Source organism: Janthinobacterium sp. SUN211, from assembly GCF_030587315.1.
In the GTDB taxonomy this organism is placed as follows: Bacteria; Pseudomonadota; Gammaproteobacteria; order Burkholderiales; family Burkholderiaceae_D; genus Janthinobacterium; species Janthinobacterium kumbetense.
Genome location: NZ_JAPWIC010000002.1, coordinates 67,584 through 84,967, shown reverse-complemented (window position 1 = coordinate 84,967; position 17,384 = coordinate 67,584). Strand labels below are relative to the sequence as shown.

General features: G+C 61.0%; 16 protein-coding genes and 1 tRNA gene. 5 read left to right on the top strand and 12 right to left on the bottom strand.

Features of this window, described 5'->3' with window-relative positions:
* The first annotated feature begins 5 nt into the window (after positions 1-5).
* Both O3301_RS06120 and O3301_RS06115 read left to right on the top strand, forming a co-directional pair.
* Positions 6-719 carry a YjjG family noncanonical pyrimidine nucleotidase gene (locus O3301_RS06120; protein ID WP_289911383.1) on the top strand — a complete coding sequence of 238 codons (714 nt, stop codon included), beginning with the start codon at positions 6-8 and terminating at the stop codon, positions 717-719.
* A 97-nt stretch (positions 720-816) separates the two neighbouring features.
* Positions 817-1,293 (top strand): DUF2726 domain-containing protein, encoded by a 477-nt coding sequence (locus tag O3301_RS06115; protein ID WP_305055883.1) that lies wholly within the window; start codon positions 817-819, stop codon positions 1,291-1,293.
* 16 nt (positions 1,294-1,309) lie between these two features.
* Here the strand turns inward: O3301_RS06115 and O3301_RS06110 are convergent, their stop codons facing one another.
* From O3301_RS06110 to ybiB, 9 genes are all read right to left on the bottom strand, one after another.
* Positions 1,310-1,645 carry an FKBP-type peptidyl-prolyl cis-trans isomerase gene (locus O3301_RS06110; protein WP_289903668.1) on the bottom strand — a complete coding sequence of 112 codons (336 nt, stop codon included), beginning with the start codon at positions 1,643-1,645 and terminating at the stop codon, positions 1,310-1,312.
* Positions 1,646-1,737: 92 nt separating this feature from the next.
* On the bottom strand, positions 1,738-2,931 hold the full coding sequence (locus tag O3301_RS06105; protein WP_305053075.1) for an AAA family ATPase: 1,194 nt from the start codon (positions 2,929-2,931) through the stop codon (positions 1,738-1,740).
* A 386-nt stretch (positions 2,932-3,317) separates the two neighbouring features.
* Positions 3,318-3,396: transfer RNA gene (locus tag O3301_RS06100), tRNA-Ile, on the bottom strand.
* Between the two features lie 109 nt (positions 3,397-3,505).
* A complete protein-coding gene (rpoD, locus tag O3301_RS06095; RefSeq protein WP_305055882.1) occupies positions 3,506-5,746 on the bottom strand; it encodes an RNA polymerase sigma factor RpoD in 2,241 nt (746 codons plus the stop codon).
* 464 nt (positions 5,747-6,210) lie between these two features.
* Positions 6,211-8,007, bottom strand: coding sequence for a DNA primase (gene dnaG, locus O3301_RS06090; RefSeq protein ID WP_099666643.1), 1,797 nt, complete (start codon positions 8,005-8,007; stop codon positions 6,211-6,213).
* Positions 8,008-8,137: 130 nt separating this feature from the next.
* A complete protein-coding gene (locus tag O3301_RS06085; protein WP_076567823.1) occupies positions 8,138-8,590 on the bottom strand; it encodes a GatB/YqeY domain-containing protein in 453 nt (150 codons plus the stop codon).
* Positions 8,591-8,785: 195 nt separating this feature from the next.
* Positions 8,786-8,998 carry a 30S ribosomal protein S21 gene (gene rpsU, locus O3301_RS06080; RefSeq protein ID WP_008451879.1) on the bottom strand — a complete coding sequence of 71 codons (213 nt, stop codon included), beginning with the start codon at positions 8,996-8,998 and terminating at the stop codon, positions 8,786-8,788.
* 183 nt (positions 8,999-9,181) lie between these two features.
* On the bottom strand, positions 9,182-10,396 hold the full coding sequence (locus O3301_RS06075) for an NAD(P)/FAD-dependent oxidoreductase (protein ID WP_289898840.1): 1,215 nt from the start codon (positions 10,394-10,396) through the stop codon (positions 9,182-9,184).
* A 56-nt stretch (positions 10,397-10,452) separates the two neighbouring features.
* The gene (ybiB, locus tag O3301_RS06070; RefSeq protein ID WP_305055881.1) at positions 10,453-11,445 is read right to left on the bottom strand and encodes a DNA-binding protein YbiB; all 993 of its coding nucleotides are present in this window, start codon (positions 11,443-11,445) and stop codon (positions 10,453-10,455) included.
* A 147-nt stretch (positions 11,446-11,592) separates the two neighbouring features.
* On the opposite strand from ybiB, the gene O3301_RS06065 reads away from it, so the two are divergent.
* Positions 11,593-12,270: a hypothetical protein gene (locus O3301_RS06065; protein ID WP_305055880.1), complete on the top strand. Its 678-nt coding sequence runs from the start codon at positions 11,593-11,595 to the stop codon at positions 12,268-12,270.
* A gap of 150 nt (positions 12,271-12,420) precedes the next feature.
* Positions 12,421-13,482, top strand: a complete 1,062-nt coding sequence (locus O3301_RS06060) for a 3-deoxy-7-phosphoheptulonate synthase (protein WP_099666639.1) — start codon at positions 12,421-12,423, stop codon at positions 13,480-13,482.
* 45 nt (positions 13,483-13,527) lie between these two features.
* Here the strand turns inward: O3301_RS06060 and O3301_RS06055 are convergent, their stop codons facing one another.
* Positions 13,528-13,938, bottom strand: a complete 411-nt coding sequence (locus O3301_RS06055) for a nitrite reductase (NAD(P)H) small subunit (RefSeq protein WP_099666638.1) — start codon at positions 13,936-13,938, stop codon at positions 13,528-13,530.
* A 209-nt stretch (positions 13,939-14,147) separates the two neighbouring features.
* Here O3301_RS06055 and tsaD point away from each other — a divergent pair, with 209 nt between their 5' ends.
* The gene (tsaD, locus tag O3301_RS06050; protein ID WP_099666637.1) at positions 14,148-15,188 is read left to right on the top strand and encodes a tRNA (adenosine(37)-N6)-threonylcarbamoyltransferase complex transferase subunit TsaD; all 1,041 of its coding nucleotides are present in this window, start codon (positions 14,148-14,150) and stop codon (positions 15,186-15,188) included.
* Here tsaD and eutC read toward each other — a convergent pair whose 3' ends face one another.
* Together eutC and O3301_RS06040 are read right to left on the bottom strand one after the other, a co-directional pair.
* Positions 15,189-15,962 carry an ethanolamine ammonia-lyase subunit EutC gene (gene eutC / locus O3301_RS06045; protein WP_305055879.1) on the bottom strand — a complete coding sequence of 258 codons (774 nt, stop codon included), beginning with the start codon at positions 15,960-15,962 and terminating at the stop codon, positions 15,189-15,191.
* A gap of 8 nt (positions 15,963-15,970) precedes the next feature.
* A complete protein-coding gene (locus O3301_RS06040) occupies positions 15,971-17,359 on the bottom strand; it encodes an ethanolamine ammonia-lyase subunit EutB (RefSeq protein ID WP_305055878.1) in 1,389 nt (462 codons plus the stop codon).
* Positions 17,360-17,384 lie beyond the last annotated feature (25 nt).

The following is a 17,384-nucleotide window of genomic DNA, read 5'->3' as shown; positions in this document are numbered from 1 at the left end:
ACGCCATGAAATACAAATTATTCCTGTTTGACCTTGACGATACCCTGCTCGATTTCAGGGCGTCCGAAAAACGCTCGTTCCTGCACACCATGCACGAACTGGGCTTGCGCGACGGCATCGACGGCTTGTTTTCCCAATACCAGGCGATCAACGTCGACCTGTGGAAACGTTTCGAAACGGGTGACGTGAGCAAGGATTTCCTGAAGGTGGAGCGCTTCCGCAAGACGTTTGCACTGAACGACATCGCCATCGACCCGGAACTGGCCAGCCGGCTGTATCTGGATTCCCTGCCGGACACGGTCGTGCTCATCGATGGCGCCAAACAAGTGTGCGAAACCTTGTCGCGTATCGGCGAAGTGGGCATCATCACCAACGGCGTCGAGTCCATCCAGAACCGCCGCATCGCCGCCTCCGGCCTGGGCGACTACATTTCCTTCGTCGCCACCTCCGAAGCGTGCGGCCACGCCAAGCCGGACGTGCGTTTCTTCGAATACGCGGCCAACATGGCGCGCGCCTTCAGCAAGGATACGACCATCATCATCGGCGACCGGCTGGACGCCGACATCCTGGGCGCCAACCGCTACGGCATCGACAGCTGCTGGTTCAACCCGGACAGCATGGCCAATACGTCGGCCGCCATCCCTACCTATGAAGTGGCCAGCCTGCAAGACATCGTGCCGGCGCTGGACGTGATGCAGATCAACTTGAAACAGGCTTGATCTTCAACAAAGGCTGCACCTGAAATACGCCGGCAGCGGCACGAAAACACGCCGCAGTTCGCGTACCATCAGGATTCGTCCATCCTGATGCCTGCCCATGCCTTCCTACACCATCCTGCTCGCCATCGCGGCCTTGCTCCTGCTCTTTGCCATGCTGGCCGTGCGCGGAAACACGAAGTCCCGTGCGCCGCTGCGGCTGCACAGAAAACCCGTCATGACGGCGCGCGAGCAGCAGATGTACCACCTGCTGCAAACGGCATTGCCGGAATGCACGGTGCTGGCGCAAGTGGCGTTTTCCGCGCTGGTGACGGCGAAGGGATGGGCGAACAGAAACCGTTTCGACCGCAAGGTGGCCGATTTTGTTTTGTGCAGCCAGCAACTGAACGTCATCGCCGTGATCGAGCTCGACGACAGCAGCCACAACGGCCGCGAGCGCCAGGACAGGGAACGCGACGCCATGCTCAGGTTGGCCGGCTACGTCACCTTGCGCTATGCCAACTTCCCCACGCAGCAGGCGCTGCGCGCCGATGTCGAGCAACTGCTGCTGAAAAAAACCGGCGTCGTATCGGCCTGATGACACCATCCAAACATCAATCGCGCGTCAGCACTTCCAGCAACTCAATCTCGAAGATCAAATTGGAGTTTGGCGGAATCAAGCCCACCTGCCGCTCGCCATACGCCAGCGCCGCCGGCACCCACAGCTTGCGCGTGCCGCCCACCTGCATGCCCTGCAAACCCAGAATCCAGCCCTGAATCACCTTGTTATTGCTCAACACGCAGCGAAATGGCTCGCCCCGCTTGTGCGACGAATCAAACTCCGTCCCATCTTCCAGCCAGCCCCGATAGTGCGCCGTAATCAGCGCACCGCGCGCCGCCGCCTTGCCGTCACCCACCACAATATCGTCCATCTTCACTTCAGCCGTCATCTCATTTCATCCTTGATAAATCGCAATGCCGCGATTGTACGACAGCACGAAAAAAGCCCCGGCAGTGGCCCGCCGGGGCTTCATCATGTTAGTTATGATTGACGATTGATAAAATGGGATAGCAGAGGTACTGCGAATGCATAGCGGCCATGTCTATTTTTAAAAATTAAGCCCGCCCCTACTAACGAAACCAACATCTGATTGACATGACTACTAGAGAATGATTTTTCCTCAGTTTCCTTCGAGACCTCCACAATTTCCTGCACCGAAAATTCATTTTCCGCATTCGGCAATTGTGCAATCAGTCGCATAAGGTCTCGTTGCCGGTCTGTCGCCCTGGCCCAACGTCCTGCAAAAAAATCCGTATCGAGCTTCGCAACAATCGATAGAAATCTAGATTCGTCGACATTTTCTTTTCGCAAAACCAAATCAAATGACTCTCGACAAATAAATTGAATAAAATAAGGATATCCTCCTGAAACCTCACAAATTCTTTCAATCCCATTTTCGGTAAATTTTGCAGGAAAGTTTTCAATAGGCTTTGTAATGGCATCACGACAATCCTGCACTTCCAGTCGATTTAGCGTCACAACATGAAACATTCTCTCTGCATAAGTCCGTGCCTCAACCAGCTTTGGAAAGAGAGTAGGCAGCCCAGTTAGCAAAAGCATATATGGGATGCCTTTACGTTGAATCGATTGAAATAAATCTAGGAGCATAGAGAGCGGATATTGTTCTTTAGCCGCATGATCAGTTAAATTTTGTGCCTCATCGTAGGCAAATATTACCCCTCTAGAATCAGAATTCTGTATAGCGACCCAAGAAAGCTCTAGCACCGCCTTCAGTTTATCTACGATAAGGCCTGGTGTCGTATCATATATATTTTTCAGAAAATGAAAATCAAGTGTGCGAATAATTGTCGTAGACTGCTGCATGAACCCCGGCCCAGCCGGCAACTTATCTTTATAAGTAAAACCTGATGTCACAACGGCTAGGTCTGCAAGCAGCCGCGTCGCAAGATTATCTTCAGATATTGAAGCGGACTCGGAGAGGTCGGTTCCAACCCAGTACCATTTATTCATTGCTGCCGGCTTCCTGAGTTCGTCAAGAAATACCGTCTTCCCAACTCCACGCAACCCAGTAAGAACAATATTAGTCAAAATTTGATCTTGCTTGAAATATTGCTCCACATCAGCTTGCTCTTTCTCGCGACCGGCAACGTATGGGGGACGATGCCCAGCACCGGGTCGATATGGGTTGACAACAACTTCAGTAGGAACACTCATTTTGACCTCCAAAAGGTAACTTTATAAATTTAGTACAATAAATAAATTTAATCAAGGTCAGAAAGAAAAATAAGAAAAATCCGAGAACTGTCTTCTTGAAAAGCCTACACAGAGGGTGACAGGGTCAAGTCCGCCATTCAGACACAAGCTCAACAATAAACACATTGAACAACGATGATGACCTGTAGCATACTTAATTGCAAACACAAGGTCGAACGGCAGGCAAAGTGCGCAGCGCCTCTTACGCGCTCCGTACCGCTATAAAGATGAAGTTAGTGGCAATGCCGGCTAGCATGCCCGAATCACAAAACCATGAGGTGATTGTCTCGCGCATAAAAAAGCCCCGACAGTCACCCGCCGGGGCTTGATCTATTGCTGCTAAATTCTGGTGGGCCTCCCGTGAGTCGAACACGGCACCAACGGATTATGAGTCCGCTGCTCTAACCAAGCATGAGCTAGAGGCCCAGGGGACTGCGGCGTGGCGGCGCTGTTGATGCCCGCCTCGCGCGGCCGTTTTGGAAACGGACACGCGAGGATAGGGGTATCAGGGGCGCACGTCAAGCCCTATTGGCTTCTAGTTGCCTTCCAAGAAGCTTTTCAGCTTGTCGGAGCGCGATGGGTGGCGCAGCTTGCGCAGCGCCTTGGCTTCGATCTGGCGGATGCGCTCGCGCGTCACGTCAAATTGCTTGCCCACTTCTTCCAAGGTGTGGTCGGTGGACATCTCGATGCCGAAACGCATGCGCAGCACTTTCGCTTCGCGTGGCGTCAGGGAATCGAGCACGTCCTTGACCACGCCCCGCATGGATGCGTGCAGGGCCGCGTCGGCCGGCGCCAGGGTGTTGTTGTCCTCGATGAAGTCGCCCAGATGGGAATCGTCGTCGTCGCCGATCGGCGTTTCCATCGAGATCGGTTCCTTGGCGATTTTCATGATCTTGCGGATCTTGTCCTCGGGCATCTCCATCTTGATCGCCAGGGTGGCCGGATCGGGTTCCGCGCCCGTTTCCTGCAGGATTTGGCGGGAAATCCGGTTCATCTTGTTGATCGTCTCGATCATGTGCACGGGAATGCGGATCGTGCGCGCCTGGTCGGCGATCGAGCGCGTGATGGCCTGGCGGATCCACCACGTCGCATACGTGGAGAACTTGTAGCCGCGGCGGTACTCGAACTTGTCGACGGCCTTCATCAGGCCAATATTGCCTTCCTGAATCAAATCGAGGAATTGCAGGCCGCGGTTCGTGTATTTCTTGGCGATCGAAATGACCAGGCGCAAGTTGGCCTCCGTCATTTCGCGCTTGGCCTTGCGCGCCTTCATTTCACCGGCCGCCATCTGGCGGTTGATGTTGCGCAAGTCCGGCAGCGGCAGCACGACCCTCGCCTGCAGGTCGATCAGGCGTTGCTGCAGTTCCTTGACGGTCGGAATGTTACGGCCCAAGATGGCGCTGTACGCGTGTCCTGCGTTGACTTCGCCATCGACCCAGTCGAGGTTGGTTTCATTGCCCGGGAAGACCTTGATGAAGTGGGCGCGCGGCATGCCGCAGCGGTTCACGGCCACGTCGAGGATTTGCTTTTCGATATGGCGCACTTCGTCGACCTGGCCGCGCAGGGTGTCGCACAGCTTTTCCACCACCTTGGCCGTGAAGCGGATGCCCAGCAATTCTTGCGAAATGGCTTCCTGCGCCTTGGCGTACGGTTTCGAGTTGTAGCCTTCTTTTTCGAAGGCGCGGCGCATCTTGTCGAACTGCTGCGAAATGACGGCGAATTTTTCCAGCGCCGTGCGTTTCAGGGTTTCCAGCTGTTCCGCGGAGAAACCGGCGGCGCCCGACGCGCTCGCTTCTTCTTCCTCTTCTTCTTCCTCTTCTTCCGCTTCGCCTTCTTCCTCGTCTTCCTCGACGGGAGCGACGACGACAGGGGCGGCGGCGACCGGCTCGTTTTCATCGACGAGACCGTCGACGATTTCGTCGATCTTGATCTCTTCGTTGGCGATGCGGTCGGCGGCGGCGATGATTTCGGCGATCGTCACGGGACAGGCGGAAATGGCCTGGATCATGTCTTTCAAGCCATCTTCGATGCGTTTGGCGATCTCGATCTCGCCTTCGCGCGTCAGCAGCTCGACCGAGCCCATTTCGCGCATATACATGCGCACGGGGTCGGTGGTGCGGCCGAAATCGGAATCGACGGTCGACAATGCGGCCTCGGCCGCAGCTTCCGCCTCGTCATCGCTGGTGACGACGGCAACGTTATCGGACAGCAACAACGTTTCCGCATCGGGCGCGTGCTCGTAGACGGCGATACCCATGTCATTGAAGGTACCGATGATGCCTTCGATGGCCTCCGGATCGACTATGTTTTCGGGCAAGTGATCGTTGATTTCCGCGTACGTGAGGAAACCGCGTTCCTTGCCGAACTTGATCAGGGTCTTGAGTTTCTGGCGCCGGCGCTCGAGTTCTTCCTCGCTCGCTTCCGTATCGGACGAGAACGCGTCCTTCAGCAGCGCGCGCTCTTTCGCCTTGCGGTCCTTGGCCTTGGCCTTGTCGACGGCCTTCAGTTCGGCCCGCTCGACGGCGTTCAGGGCGGCGACTTCATCATTTTCTGGCTGGAATTCTTTTGGCTTGCGGCCGCGGCGGCCTGGCACTTTTACCGACGGCAAGACATAACCGGACGTATCGATGGCTGCCAGGGTGGCAGCGTCGGTGGTCTGGCTGACCACGGGCGCGCTGGTAACGCGCGCTTCTGGCCGGTCGAGCGCCTTTTCGGCTTTCGTGGTAACTTTAGTGGGCTTTGCAGCCGCTTTGGATTCGGGTTTCTTGATTGGCACAGGCGCTTTCGATTACACAACGACTTGCTTTACGGTGGATTAGGATAAAGTTTGCTGCCAGTTCCCTGTCTACCTGCGGGAACCACCATCTTCGAACCTGCCGACTACGCAAATTCGACACTGTTACGTTACTTACACCTCATCGGCCACGATCCGCGGGAAGCGCAGCAATTCCTGTCCACCGGCTGTTGCCAGCCGCCTCGGCAAAAATTCCTGCATCGACCGCGTTGGGAGCGAGAGCCTGGCGCGGCTTGCCAGCGTCTGCGAGCCTTGCCCGCAACGCCGAAAACGCCAGTTGGCCCTGGCTGCCGACACGATCCACCGCGCCGATCAAGAGCCTAACTTACTGAAAACAAATACTATTTACGAAACAGAACTAGCTTGCCAAAGCACACAATACTTAGCATTTAATTATAGCACGCGAAAAATGTTTTTCCAGTGCGCGCCATACCCTCAAGGCAAGGTTAGCGATTCACCAACTCGGCATCGCGCTCGCGCTCCAGCGCCCCCTGCTCCTGCATGATTTCGCGGTAGCGTACACCAATTTTCTCGGATGGCAAACCCGACGCAAACAATTGCTGCAATTCCGCCTTCAAGGCATTCAATTTGATCTCGCGGATGGTGCTCACCAGCCACGACAATTCACTGTCGTAATCGGATTCCGTACCGGCCGCGATCTCGCCGATGATCTCATCGTACTCGCTGCCCAGCTCCTTCAACTGCTGCGCCAGCGCGGCAAAACTGCCGTGCTCGCCCAGCGCCTGGCCCACAGCCACCAGTTGCCCCAGGCTGTGCGCCGCATCCGGCCCCAGGTGCTGGAAGGCGGCCAGGGCGGCCTCGTCGATGCGCATGGTCAGCGGCGGATGCGCCACCAGCATGCGCATGATCTTCAATTCCAGGCCGACAGGCACGGGGCGGCCCGATTTCGGCGGCGCGCGATGCGCCACGGCAACGGGTTTCGCCAGCTCAAACAGAGCTTCGATCTCGGCCGGCGTGGACTGCGTCAGCTGCGCCAGTCCCCGCACGATCTGCAGGCGCAAGGACGACGGCGCCATCAGCTGCAGCAGCGGCTTGGCGTCGAACTGCACGCGGGCGCGCCCTTCCGGCTCCGACAGATCATGCTCGCCCGACACTTCTTTCAGCAAAAATTGCGACAGCGGCATGGCTTCATGCACTTGCTGTTCAAAACCTTCGGCGCCGAATTCGCGGATGTAACTGTCCGGATCGTGTTCCGACGGCAAGAACAGGAATTTGATAGTTTTATTGTCCGACACGTGGGCCAGGCTCGCTTCCAGCGCGCGGCGCGCGGCGCGGCGGCCGGCCTTGTCGCCGTCGAAGCTGAAAATCACGTTATCCGTCTGGCGCAGCAGTTTTTGCACGTGGGTGGGCGTGCACGCCGTGCCCAGGGTGGCCACCGCTTGCGGGAAACCCATTTGCGCCAAGGCAACGACGTCCATATAGCCTTCCGTCACCAGCACATAGCCGGCGTCACGGATGGCCTGGCGCGCCTCGAACAAGCCATACAGTTCGAAACCCTTGGAAAACAAGGGGGTTTCCGGCGAGTTCAGGTATTTCGGTTCGCCATGGTCGAGCACGCGGCCGCCAAAGGCGATGACCTGCCCCTTGGTATTGCGAATCGGAAACATGATGCGCTCACGGAAACGGTCGTAACGCTTGCGGTTGTTGCCCTCTTCATCGACCTTGTCGATCACCAGGCCCGCTTCGGCCAAGGCGACCACATCGTAGTCGGGGAAGACGGAGCGCAGGTTGTCCCAGCCGCCGGGCGCGAAACCCATGCCGAAGCGAGCGGCCACTTCGCCCGTCAAGCCCCGGTTTTTGAGGTAGGCGATGGCTTCCGGTGCGTGGCGCAATTGCCCGCGATAATAATCGCACGCCTGCGTCATGGCGTCGGACAGGGCCAGGCTTTGCGCCTGGATCTGCGCGCGCTGGGCTGGCGGGATCTTGTCGTCCGCTTCCGGCACGACCATGCCCACGTTCTGCGCCAGGTCCTTGACGGCGTCGACAAAGCCCATGCCCGAGTACTCGATCAGGAAGCCGATCGAGGTGCCATGCGCGCCACAGCCGAAGCAGTGATAGAACTGCTTGGTGGGGCTGACGGTAAAGCTGGGCGATTTTTCACTGTGGAACGGGCACAAGCCCATGAAATTGGCGCCACCTTTTTTCAGTTGCACATAGCGCCCCACGACATCGACGATATCGACGCGGTTGAGCAAATCGGAAATGAAGGATTGAGGTATCACTGGCTAGGGCGGGTCTTGTTATAGGTCAGACTATACTACCGCACGCGGCCTGAGGTTGAGCCAGGTCAACGTGTGGGCTGTTAACAGGCTGCCAGCGCGACGGCTGGCAGCCCTTGCTACTATTGTATGCTTACGCTGCCGGCGTCAAGGCTTTCTTGACCAGGGCGGACACCACCGTCATGTCGGCGCGGCCAGCCAGCTTCGGCTTGACGATGGCCATGACCTTGCCCATGTCTTGCGGACCGGCGGCGCCCGAGGCGGCCACGGCGGCAGCCACTTCGGCCGCCACTTCTTCTTCCGACAGGCCGGCAGGCATGTAGCCGATCAGGTGCACCAGTTCGGCTTTTTCAATGTCGGCCAGGTCGGCACGGCCACCGGCTTCGAACTGGGTGATCGAATCCTTGCGCTGCTTGATCATCTTTTCCACGATGGCCGTCACGTGGGCATCCGTCAATTCGATGCGCTCGTCGACTTCCTTGCGCTTGATTTCCGCCAGCAACAGGCGAATCGTGCCCAGCTTGCCCGCTTCCTTGGCGCGCATGGCGTTTTTCATGTCTTCGGTAATTTGTTCTTTCAAGCTCATGGCAATCCTCGTGTTGGTAAGTAGGGCTCGATGCTGATCTGTGTACTCCAAGCAGGCAGCCACAAAAGCGAAAACCCGCTGCGGCGAACCGGAGCGGGTATGCGACTCATCTGAAGTATCACTTCAGGCGAATCAAAACAAAACCCGTGGCGAACAATGCGCCGAACTACCCGGGTTGGTTCTGACTGAACAGTCTTAGAATAATTTTTTCGGCAGTTGTTGGCTGCGGATGCGTTTGTAATGACGCTTGACAGCAGCTGCCAGCTTGCGCTTGCGCTCAGCTGTTGGCTTTTCGTAGAATTCGCGTGCGCGCAATTCGGTCAGCAGACCCGTTTTTTCGATGGTGCGTTTGAAGCGACGCATTGCGACTTCGAACGGCTCGTTTTCTTTAAGGCGAATAGTGGTCATGTAAAATTCAAACCGTTGAGGTGGTGTATAGGAAGAGATAGATAGTAGCAGCTTTTATTCGGAAAGGGAAGCCCCTCCCCCACTTGCGTGCGGCATGCAGCCTGCGGTCGCTGCCGGAATGTGGCGTAAACCACGCACCGGGGTCGGCGCACCGGGCGCCAGAACCCCATCCTACAGACTTGCTTACTGCAAGGCAATACCTGCCGCCACGCCGGAAGCCCAGGCCCACTGGAAGTTGTAACCGCCCAGCCAGCCCGTCACATCGACCGATTCACCGATGAAATACAGGCCCGGCACCTTATTCGCCATCATGGTCTGCTGCGACAGTTCGCGCGTGTCGATGCCGCCGCGCGTCACTTCCGCCTTGCGGTAGCCTTCGGAACCGTTCGGCACGATGGACCAGGCATTGATGGCCTGGCCCAGCTTGCGCAGCTGCGCGTCGGGCATGTCGGCGATGCGCGCATCCGGCGCCAGGCCGTTGACGGCCAGCAAGCAGTCCGCCAGGCGCTGCGGCAGCCATTGCGCGACGATATTGCCCAGCTGCTTCTTCAAGGTGCCCTTGCCTTCAATCAAGGTCTGCGCCACGTCCACTTCCGGCAACAGGTTGACGACGATGGGCTCGCCCGGCAGCCAGTAGCTGGAAATCTGCAGAATCGCCGGGCCCGACAAGCCGCGGTGGGTGAACAGCAAATCTTCGCGGAAACGCGCACCCGTTGCCTTGCGGCCTTTCAAGCTGCCCGTTTCCACATCCACTTCCAGCGCGATGCCGGACAGTTCCGCGAACGGCGCCCAGCTGGCCGGGTCGAACGTCAGCGGCACCAGGGCCGGACGGGGTTCGACCATCATCAAATCGAATTGCTTGGCGATGCGGTAGGCGAAATCCGTGGCGCCGATCTTCGGGATCGACAGTCCGCCCGTGGCGATGACGATGCTGGCCGTCTCGATGTCGCCGCTATCCGTCTGCAGCACGAAGCCGCCATCTTCCTGCTGCACAACATTGTCGATCTTGCACGGCATGCGCCAATGCACGCCGCCAGCGGCGCACTCGTCCTTGAGCATGTCGATGATCTGCTCGGCCGATTCATTGCAGAATTGCTGGCCCTTGTGCTTTTCGTGGTAGCCGATCCGGTATTTTTTCACCAGCGCGAGGAAATCCTGCGGCGTGTAGCGCGACAGCGCGCTCTTGCAGAAATGCGGGTTTTCCGAGAGGAAATTTTGTGGCGTGGCGTTAATATTGGTGAAATTGCACCGTCCACCGCCCGAGATGCGGATCTTTTCGGCCAGCTTGGCCGCGTGATCGATCAACACCACGCGCTTGCCTTGCTGGGCGGCAACAGCCGCACACATCATGCCGGCCGCGCCCGCGCCGATCACTGCCACATCAAATTGTTTTGCCATAAGAATTCCGGTCACCGCTGATTACAAAGACGCCATTGTAAACTGCGGCGGCGCGGCTAGCGCGGCCGTGCTGCAATCTGCCGCGACGCCATCAGGCATTGCTCCACCTGCTCGGCGATCGACGGCGGCACGGGTACCTCGCCGCGCAGCACGGCGGCGATCCAGGCGGCCGTGGTGGCTGCATCGCGCTCGGCCGGCAAGTGCGGCAACTCTTCTACCAGCAACTGTTTTTCCACCAGCACCGTGCGTTCGCTCCCGTGAAACCAGTCGATCTGCTGCGCCTTGTTGGCATTGGCCACCGTTTCGCCTTCCGTGCCGCGCATCAGGAAAGCGTCGCCGCGCGCAGGATCTGATGCTGTCAGGAAATATTCACCGAGCATTTCCAGGTATTCCGGGTGCGTGTACGACACCAGGCGCAGGGCGGGACCGGCGAACGGCTGCATGATTTTCACCAGGGTGTGCGTGGAATTGCGCACGCCCAGCACGCGCCGCAGGGACAGCATGTGCGCCAGACGCGGCGCCAGCGCAGCGATGGGCAGGAAGGCGGCTTCCCCGCGCGCTATGGCGGCCTCGGCCTGCGCATGGTCCGGCGAGGCGGGCACGCCCAGCGCGGCCAGCACTTCGGCCGTCGTGATGCGGCCCGGGTCGCCCGTCACGCCATGCACGAGCACGGGCGCCCCCGCGCGCGCCAGCAGCAGCGCCAGCAAGGCCGTCAGGTTGGCCATCTTGCGGGCGCCGTTGTAGCTGGGAATGATGATGGGCGCGAATTCGCCGGCCGGCGCGGCCAGCGGGACGAATGACGCTTCGGCCGCGTCGAGGAAGCCGGCGATCTCGTCCACGGACTCGCCTTTGATGCGCATGGACAACAAAATACCGCCCAATTCCAGGTCCGACACGCGGCCCTCGAGCATGGCGCGGTACAGGGCGCGGGCGTCATCGCGCGTCATGCTGCGCGCGCCGTTCTTGCCGCGCCCTATTTCCTTGATGAAACGTGCTGCGGGGAATGGCTCGCCGGCCACATCGGTATGGGGGATGGAAACAGTCGTCATGGCGCCAGTTTACACGGATTCTCCCCCTTGCAGACGGGCTGGAAGCCGCCATGGACGCCAATGCAACAGTCTTTCAAGCTATTTCTTGGATGGAACTGCATCCAAACGCGCCACCGCTGCGTATAAGACTGCACAGGAGGAGTCATCATGGAACACGCAAGCAAACAGGAAACGGCCTTCGTCGGCATCGAAACGAGCAAGCTGCTGCTGAAAGCCGTGCTGCTCTCGGGCGGCGAAGTGCTGTGCAAGGTGCTGGAAAACGACGTGGCCGGCTACCGCTGGCTGCGCAGCTGGCTGCAAAGGAACGACGTGTCCGTCATGGGCTTGCGCGTCTGCATGCGCGTGAACGAGCCGCACAGCGAGGCGGCCGCCAGCGCGCTGGCCGGCATGGGCATGCTGGTCTGCGATGCCGATCCCGGCCGGCTGGAAGCGTATGCGCGCGGCTGCGGCCTGCCCGGCGGCGCGGTGCGCGGCGCCGTGGTGCTGGCCAAGTATTGCGCGGCGGCACGCCCCGTCCCCTGGACGCCGCCTTCACCCGCCTACGTGGAGCTGCGCCAGTGGCTGCGCCGCCTGCAAGCCGTGCGGCAGCTGCGCCAGCAGGAAATGGCGCGCCTGGAAACCCATTTCCATGCGGGCCAGATTGCGCTGCATCAATTGCTGCGCCAGCAGATCGCCTGCCTCGATACGCAGATACGCCAGCACGAAAGCGCCATACTTGCGCATGTACGGCGCCATCCCGGCCTGTCCCGGCCGCCCGAGCTGGCCGGCAACTACCCGCGCATCGCCCGCTACAGCGTTGGCGCCAGCCTGGCCGGCGGTCATTGAGCGCCCGGAAGCAAGGGGCCGGCGGCGTGCCGGCCCTGCCATAAAAACAACTCAGCCATTCCCGTTTTGGCCCCATCCCCGCCGCCAGGCCGCATTTCCGCTACACTATTGCCTCTTAAAGAACGCAATAGCGAAAGCCGAGCCAGAATCATGAATACGCCAGACATCGAAAATATCAACGTCACCTCTTTCGCGCCCATGCCGACACCGGCCGAACTGCACGCCAAGCTGCCCCTGTCGGAAAGCGCCTTCGACACCGTCAGCCGCGGCCGCGAAGCGCTGCGCAACATCATCGACCGCAAGGACCAGCGCCTGTTCGTCGTCGTCGGCCCGTGCTCGATCCACGACCCCGTCGCCGGCCTCGATTACGCGCGCCGCCTGAAAGCGCTGCAAGAGGAAGTCAAGGACACGATGCTGCTGGTGATGCGCGTGTATTTCGAAAAACCGCGTACCACCACGGGCTGGAAGGGCTATATCAACGACCCGTACATGGACGACTCGTTCAAGGTCAACGAAGGCATGGAAAAGGCGCGCCAGTTCCTGCTCGACGTGTGCGAACTGGGCCTGCCCACCGCCACCGAAGCGCTGGACCCCATCTCGCCGCAATACCTGGGCGACCTGATCGCCTGGACGGCCATCGGCGCGCGCACCACGGAATCGCAGACGCACCGCGAAATGTCGTCCGGCCTGTCGACGCCCGTCGGCTTCAAGAACGGCACCGATGGCGACATCAGCATCGCCGTCAACGCCATCCTGTCGTCGGCGCACCCGCACTCCTTCCTGGGCATTAACGGCGAAGGCAATGTGGCCATCGTGCGCACGCGCGGCAACGCCTACGGCCACGTCGTGCTGCGCGGCGGCGACGGCCGCCCGAACTACGATTCCGTGTCGATCGCCATCGCCGAACAGGCGCTGGCCAAGGCCAAGCTGCCCGCCAACCTGGTGGTCGACTGCTCGCACGCGAACAGCTACAAGAAGCCGGAACTGCAGCCGCTGGTGATGGCCGACGTGGTCAACCAGATCCGCCAGGGCAACCGCTCGCTGGTGGGCGTGATGATCGAATCGAACATCGTCGGCGGCAACCAGAAGATCCCGCAAGACCTGTCGCAACTGACCTACGGCTGCTCCGTCACCGACGGCTGCATCGACTGGGACACGACGGCGACCATGCTGCGCGACGCGCATGCGCACTTGTTGAACCGCCCGGCGTAAGCCTCTCGCGGAGACCAAAAACGGCGCCCTGTGCGCCGTTTTTTTTCACACTGCCATCTGCACATGCGGCAGCACGGCGAACGATCCCGCCAGCGCCTGTTCCGCCTTGCTGGCCGGGATATTGAGTTCATTGACGTCCAGGTAGATGCGCCCGTCCAGGATGCGCACGGCGTACGTGCGCGCCATGCCCTGCACCGGCGCCACCAGGCGCCCCGAATCGAGCTCGATGATCCAGCTGTTCTTCGGTCCCATCAGGTTTTTCTCCATCAGCACCCCGTGCGCCAGCGGGCCTCCCAGGCAAGGCACCGTGTCGAGCAGCGCGTACACCGTGTCATCCAGGGCGCGAAACAGCGCCACGCCCGGTAAATCCTGCCAGGCCAGGCCCCGCTGCACCATGCGCGCACCCGCCGGCGGCATGTCCTTCAGGCGGCAAATCATTTTCCATTGTTCCGACATCGCTAGCTCCCTTGAGAAAGGCACACGCCTGTCTAAGCAAGAGCGGTGCCAGTGCCGCACGGGCAAAAAATGGCCAACATGCAGGGGGAAACCCCGCCGCCGCGCACTGCGCAAGTGCACACTGCCGCCGAAATGGTGCGCCCGCCGCACGGTGGACCAGCCGGCTTTCCTTTACAATGGCGGATTACTCCTCCCTATTTAGCACCTTCATGATTGTTCTTGGCGTCGAATCCTCCTGTGACGAAACCGGCCTGGCCTTGTACGACACGCAACGCGGCCTGCTGTCGCACGCCCTCTACTCGCAAGTAGCCATGCACGAGCAATATGGGGGCGTGGTGCCGGAACTGGCGTCACGCGACCATATCCGCCGCGCCATCCCGCTGCTCGAAGAAACCCTGGCCAAGGCCGGCATCACCCTGCCCGAGATCGACGCCATCGCCTATACGCAGGGGCCCGGCCTGGCCGGCGCGCTGCTGGTGGGTTCCTCCGTAGCCTGCAGCCTGGGCCTGGCCATCAACAAGCCGGTGCTGGGCATCCACCACCTGGAAGGCCATCTGCTGTCGCCATTGCTGGCGTCGGAACCGCCGGAATTTCCCTTCATCGCCCTGCTGGTCTCGGGCGGCCATACGCAGCTGATGCGCGTCGATGGCGTGGGCCAGTACACGATGCTGGGCGAAACGCTCGATGATGCGGCCGGCGAAGCGTTCGACAAGTCGGCCAAGCTGCTGGGACTGGGCTATCCGGGCGGCCCCGCCATTTCGCGTCTGGCCGAATTCGGCGACCCGCTGGCCTATAAACTGCCGCGCCCCATGCTGCACTCGAAGGATTTCAATTTCAGTTTCTCCGGTTTGAAGACAGCCGTGCTGACCGTGGTCAAGAATCATGAAGAAAAAGTCATCGCGAATATCTGCGAACAGGACAAGGCGAATATCGCGCGCGGCTTCGTCGACGCCATCGTCGACGTGCTGACGGCCAAATGCGTGGCGGCCCTCAAGCACACGGGCTTGAAACGCCTGGTGATCGCCGGCGGCGTGGGCGCCAACGCGCAATTGCGCGCCTCGCTCAACGCGGCGGCCGCCAAGAAGCGCTTCAAGGTGTATTACCCGGAGCTGGAATTCTGTACCGATAACGGCGCCATGATCGCCTTTGCCGGCGCCATGCGCCTGCAAATCAACCCGCAGGCGGCCAAGCACGATTACTCGTTCAACGTGCGCCCGCGCTGGCCGCTGGACGAAATCCGCGAAGTCTGATCACTCCAGCAGGAAGTTGCGCGCACCCGCCAGGGCCGCGCCTTCCGCCACCGTTTCATCCTTCAAGCCCACGCCCGACAGCTGCCGGCTGAACGCCTGCGACAGCAGATAATGCAGCCGGTACGCCGCCGGCGCATACGCCAGCCCTTCCGGGCGCACGTTCGAGATGCAGTTGCGGCGCTCGTCCAGCAAGCCTGTTTTTGGCGCCCACGTCAGGTACAGGCCCAGACTGTCCGGGGAACTGAGGCCCGGCCGCTCGCCGATCAGCACCAGCACGGCGCGCGCCTTCAGCAACTCCCCTATTTCGTCGCCGATGGCCACCCGTCCCTGCGCCACGATGTGCAGCGGCGACAGCGTCCACGCTTCCAGCGCCAGCCGTTCGCGCAAGGCGGCCAGGAAGGGCGCCGCGTGGCGCTGCACGGCCAGCGCCGACAGGCCATCGGCCGCCACCAGCGCCAGGTCGACTCCCGTGGCACAGGCGGCCAGCCGCACGCGTGAAGCGTCGTCGAGGCGGCGCCCCAGGTCGGGGCGTTGCAGATAGTCGGCGCGCGTGGCGGCGGCGCTGTGCAGCTGCACGCTGGCCAGCCCCTGTTCTGTCAGCGTCTGCGCCAGGGCACCGCCATCGAGCGCCAGGTGCACGGCGTCGCGCGCCTGCGCGTGGGCCAGCTGGAACGCCAGCTGCGCGCTGGTCGGCACGCTCACGCCGCAGCGCCCCAGCGCGATGCGCGCCGCCGTATGCGCGCGCAGCGCCTGCCACGGGCTTTTCTCGTCCATGTATCTCCCTAGCCGTCCAGGCGCAGCAGGGCCGCCTGGAAGGCGGGCGCCAGCGCCGTGTGCAAAAGGCCCTGCGCATCCGTAATCCGCATGCGCGCCAGCCAGGCCGCGAATTCGGGCGCCGGACGCAGGCCCAGCACGCGGCGCGCATACAGGGCGTCGTGGAACGAGGTGCTCTGGTAGCCCAGCATGATGTCGTCCGCGCCCGGCACGCCCATGATGAAATTGCAGCCGGCCACGCCCAGCATGGTCAGCAAGGCATCCATGTCGTCCTGGTCCGCTTCCGCGTGGTTGGTGTAGCACACGTCGCAGCCCATGGGCAGCCCAAGCAGCTTGGCGCAGAAATGGTCTTCCAGCCCCGCGCGCATGATCTGCTTGCCGTCGTACAGGTATTCGGGGCCGATGAAGCCCACCACGGAATTGACCAGCAGCGGCTGGAAGGCGCGCGCCACCGCATACGCGCGCGCTTCGCACGTTTGCTGGTCCATGCCGTGGTGGGCGCCGGCCGACAGGGCGCTGCCCTGCCCCGTCTCGAAATACATGACGTTGTTGCCCACCGTGCCGCGCCCCAGCGACAGGGCCGCCGTCTGGCCCTCGGCCAGCAGGGACAGGTCGATGCCGAAGCTGCGGTTGGCCGCCTGCGTGCCCGCCACCGACTGGAATACCAGGTCGACGGGTGCGCCGCGGCGTATCGCCTCGAGCGTATTGGTGATGTGGGTGAGCACGCACGACTGTGCGGGAATCTGATATTGATCAATGACGGCGTCGAGCAGGTGCAGCAGCGCGACCACCTGCGCCACATTGTCGGTGGCCGGATTGATGCCGATCACGGCGTCGCCGCTGCCCAGCAGCAGGCCATCGAGGATGGAGGCGGCAATGCCCGTGGCGTCGTCCGTCGGATGATTCGGCTGCAGCCGCGTGGACAGGCGGCCTTCCAGGCCCAGGGTATTGCGAAAGGCCGTGACGACCTTGCACTTGCGGGCCACCAGCACCAGGTCCTGCAGGCGCATGATTTTTGAGACGGCCGCCGCCATTTCCGGCGTGATGCCGGCGGCGACCTGGGACAGCGTTGGCGTATCCGTCGCGTCGTCGAGCAGCCAGTCGCGGAAATCGCCCACGCACAGGTGGGAAATCGGCGCCAGGGCGGCGCGCTCGTGGCTGTCGATGATCAGGCGCGTGACTTCATCGTCTTCATACGGCACCAGCGCCTCATTGAGAAAGGTCAACAAGGGCATGTCCGCCAGCGCCAGCTGCGCCGCCACCCGTTCACGCGCGCTGGCTGCCGCCACGCCGGCCAGCACATCGCCCGAACGGGGCGGCGTGGCCTTCGCCAGCAGCTCCTTCAGGCTGGCGAAGGCATAGGTATGGCTGTCTATCGTATGGCTGAAACGGGGCATGGTTCGGTTCCTCCCATCCCCATCT

What these genes read in the sequence shown, in the direction of transcription:
- O3301_RS06120 (WP_289911383.1), top strand. Translation starts at nt 6, where the DNA reads ATGAAATACAAATTATTCCTGTTTGACCTTGACGATACCCTGCTCGAT.
- O3301_RS06115 (WP_305055883.1), top strand. Translation starts at nt 817, where the DNA reads ATGCCTTCCTACACCATCCTGCTCGCCATCGCGGCCTTGCTCCTGCTC.
- O3301_RS06110 (WP_289903668.1), bottom strand. Translation starts at nt 1,645, where the DNA reads ATGACGGCTGAAGTGAAGATGGACGATATTGTGGTGGGTGACGGCAAG.
- O3301_RS06105 (WP_305053075.1), bottom strand. Translation starts at nt 2,931, where the DNA reads ATGAGTGTTCCTACTGAAGTTGTTGTCAACCCATATCGACCCGGTGCT.
- O3301_RS06085 (WP_076567823.1), bottom strand. Translation starts at nt 8,590, where the DNA reads ATGAGCTTGAAAGAACAAATTACCGAAGACATGAAAAACGCCATGCGC.
- rpsU (WP_008451879.1), bottom strand. Translation starts at nt 8,998, where the DNA reads ATGACCACTATTCGCCTTAAAGAAAACGAGCCGTTCGAAGTCGCAATG.
- O3301_RS06075 (WP_289898840.1), bottom strand. Translation starts at nt 10,396, where the DNA reads ATGGCAAAACAATTTGATGTGGCAGTGATCGGCGCGGGCGCGGCCGGC.
- ybiB (WP_305055881.1), bottom strand. Translation starts at nt 11,445, where the DNA reads ATGACGACTGTTTCCATCCCCCATACCGATGTGGCCGGCGAGCCATTC.
- O3301_RS06065 (WP_305055880.1), top strand. Translation starts at nt 11,593, where the DNA reads ATGGAACACGCAAGCAAACAGGAAACGGCCTTCGTCGGCATCGAAACG.
- O3301_RS06060 (WP_099666639.1), top strand. Translation starts at nt 12,421, where the DNA reads ATGAATACGCCAGACATCGAAAATATCAACGTCACCTCTTTCGCGCCC.
- O3301_RS06055 (WP_099666638.1), bottom strand. Translation starts at nt 13,938, where the DNA reads ATGTCGGAACAATGGAAAATGATTTGCCGCCTGAAGGACATGCCGCCG.
- tsaD (WP_099666637.1), top strand. Translation starts at nt 14,148, where the DNA reads ATGATTGTTCTTGGCGTCGAATCCTCCTGTGACGAAACCGGCCTGGCC.
- eutC (WP_305055879.1), bottom strand. Translation starts at nt 15,962, where the DNA reads ATGGACGAGAAAAGCCCGTGGCAGGCGCTGCGCGCGCATACGGCGGCG.
- O3301_RS06040 (WP_305055878.1), bottom strand. Translation starts at nt 17,359, where the DNA reads ATGCCCCGTTTCAGCCATACGATAGACAGCCATACCTATGCCTTCGCC.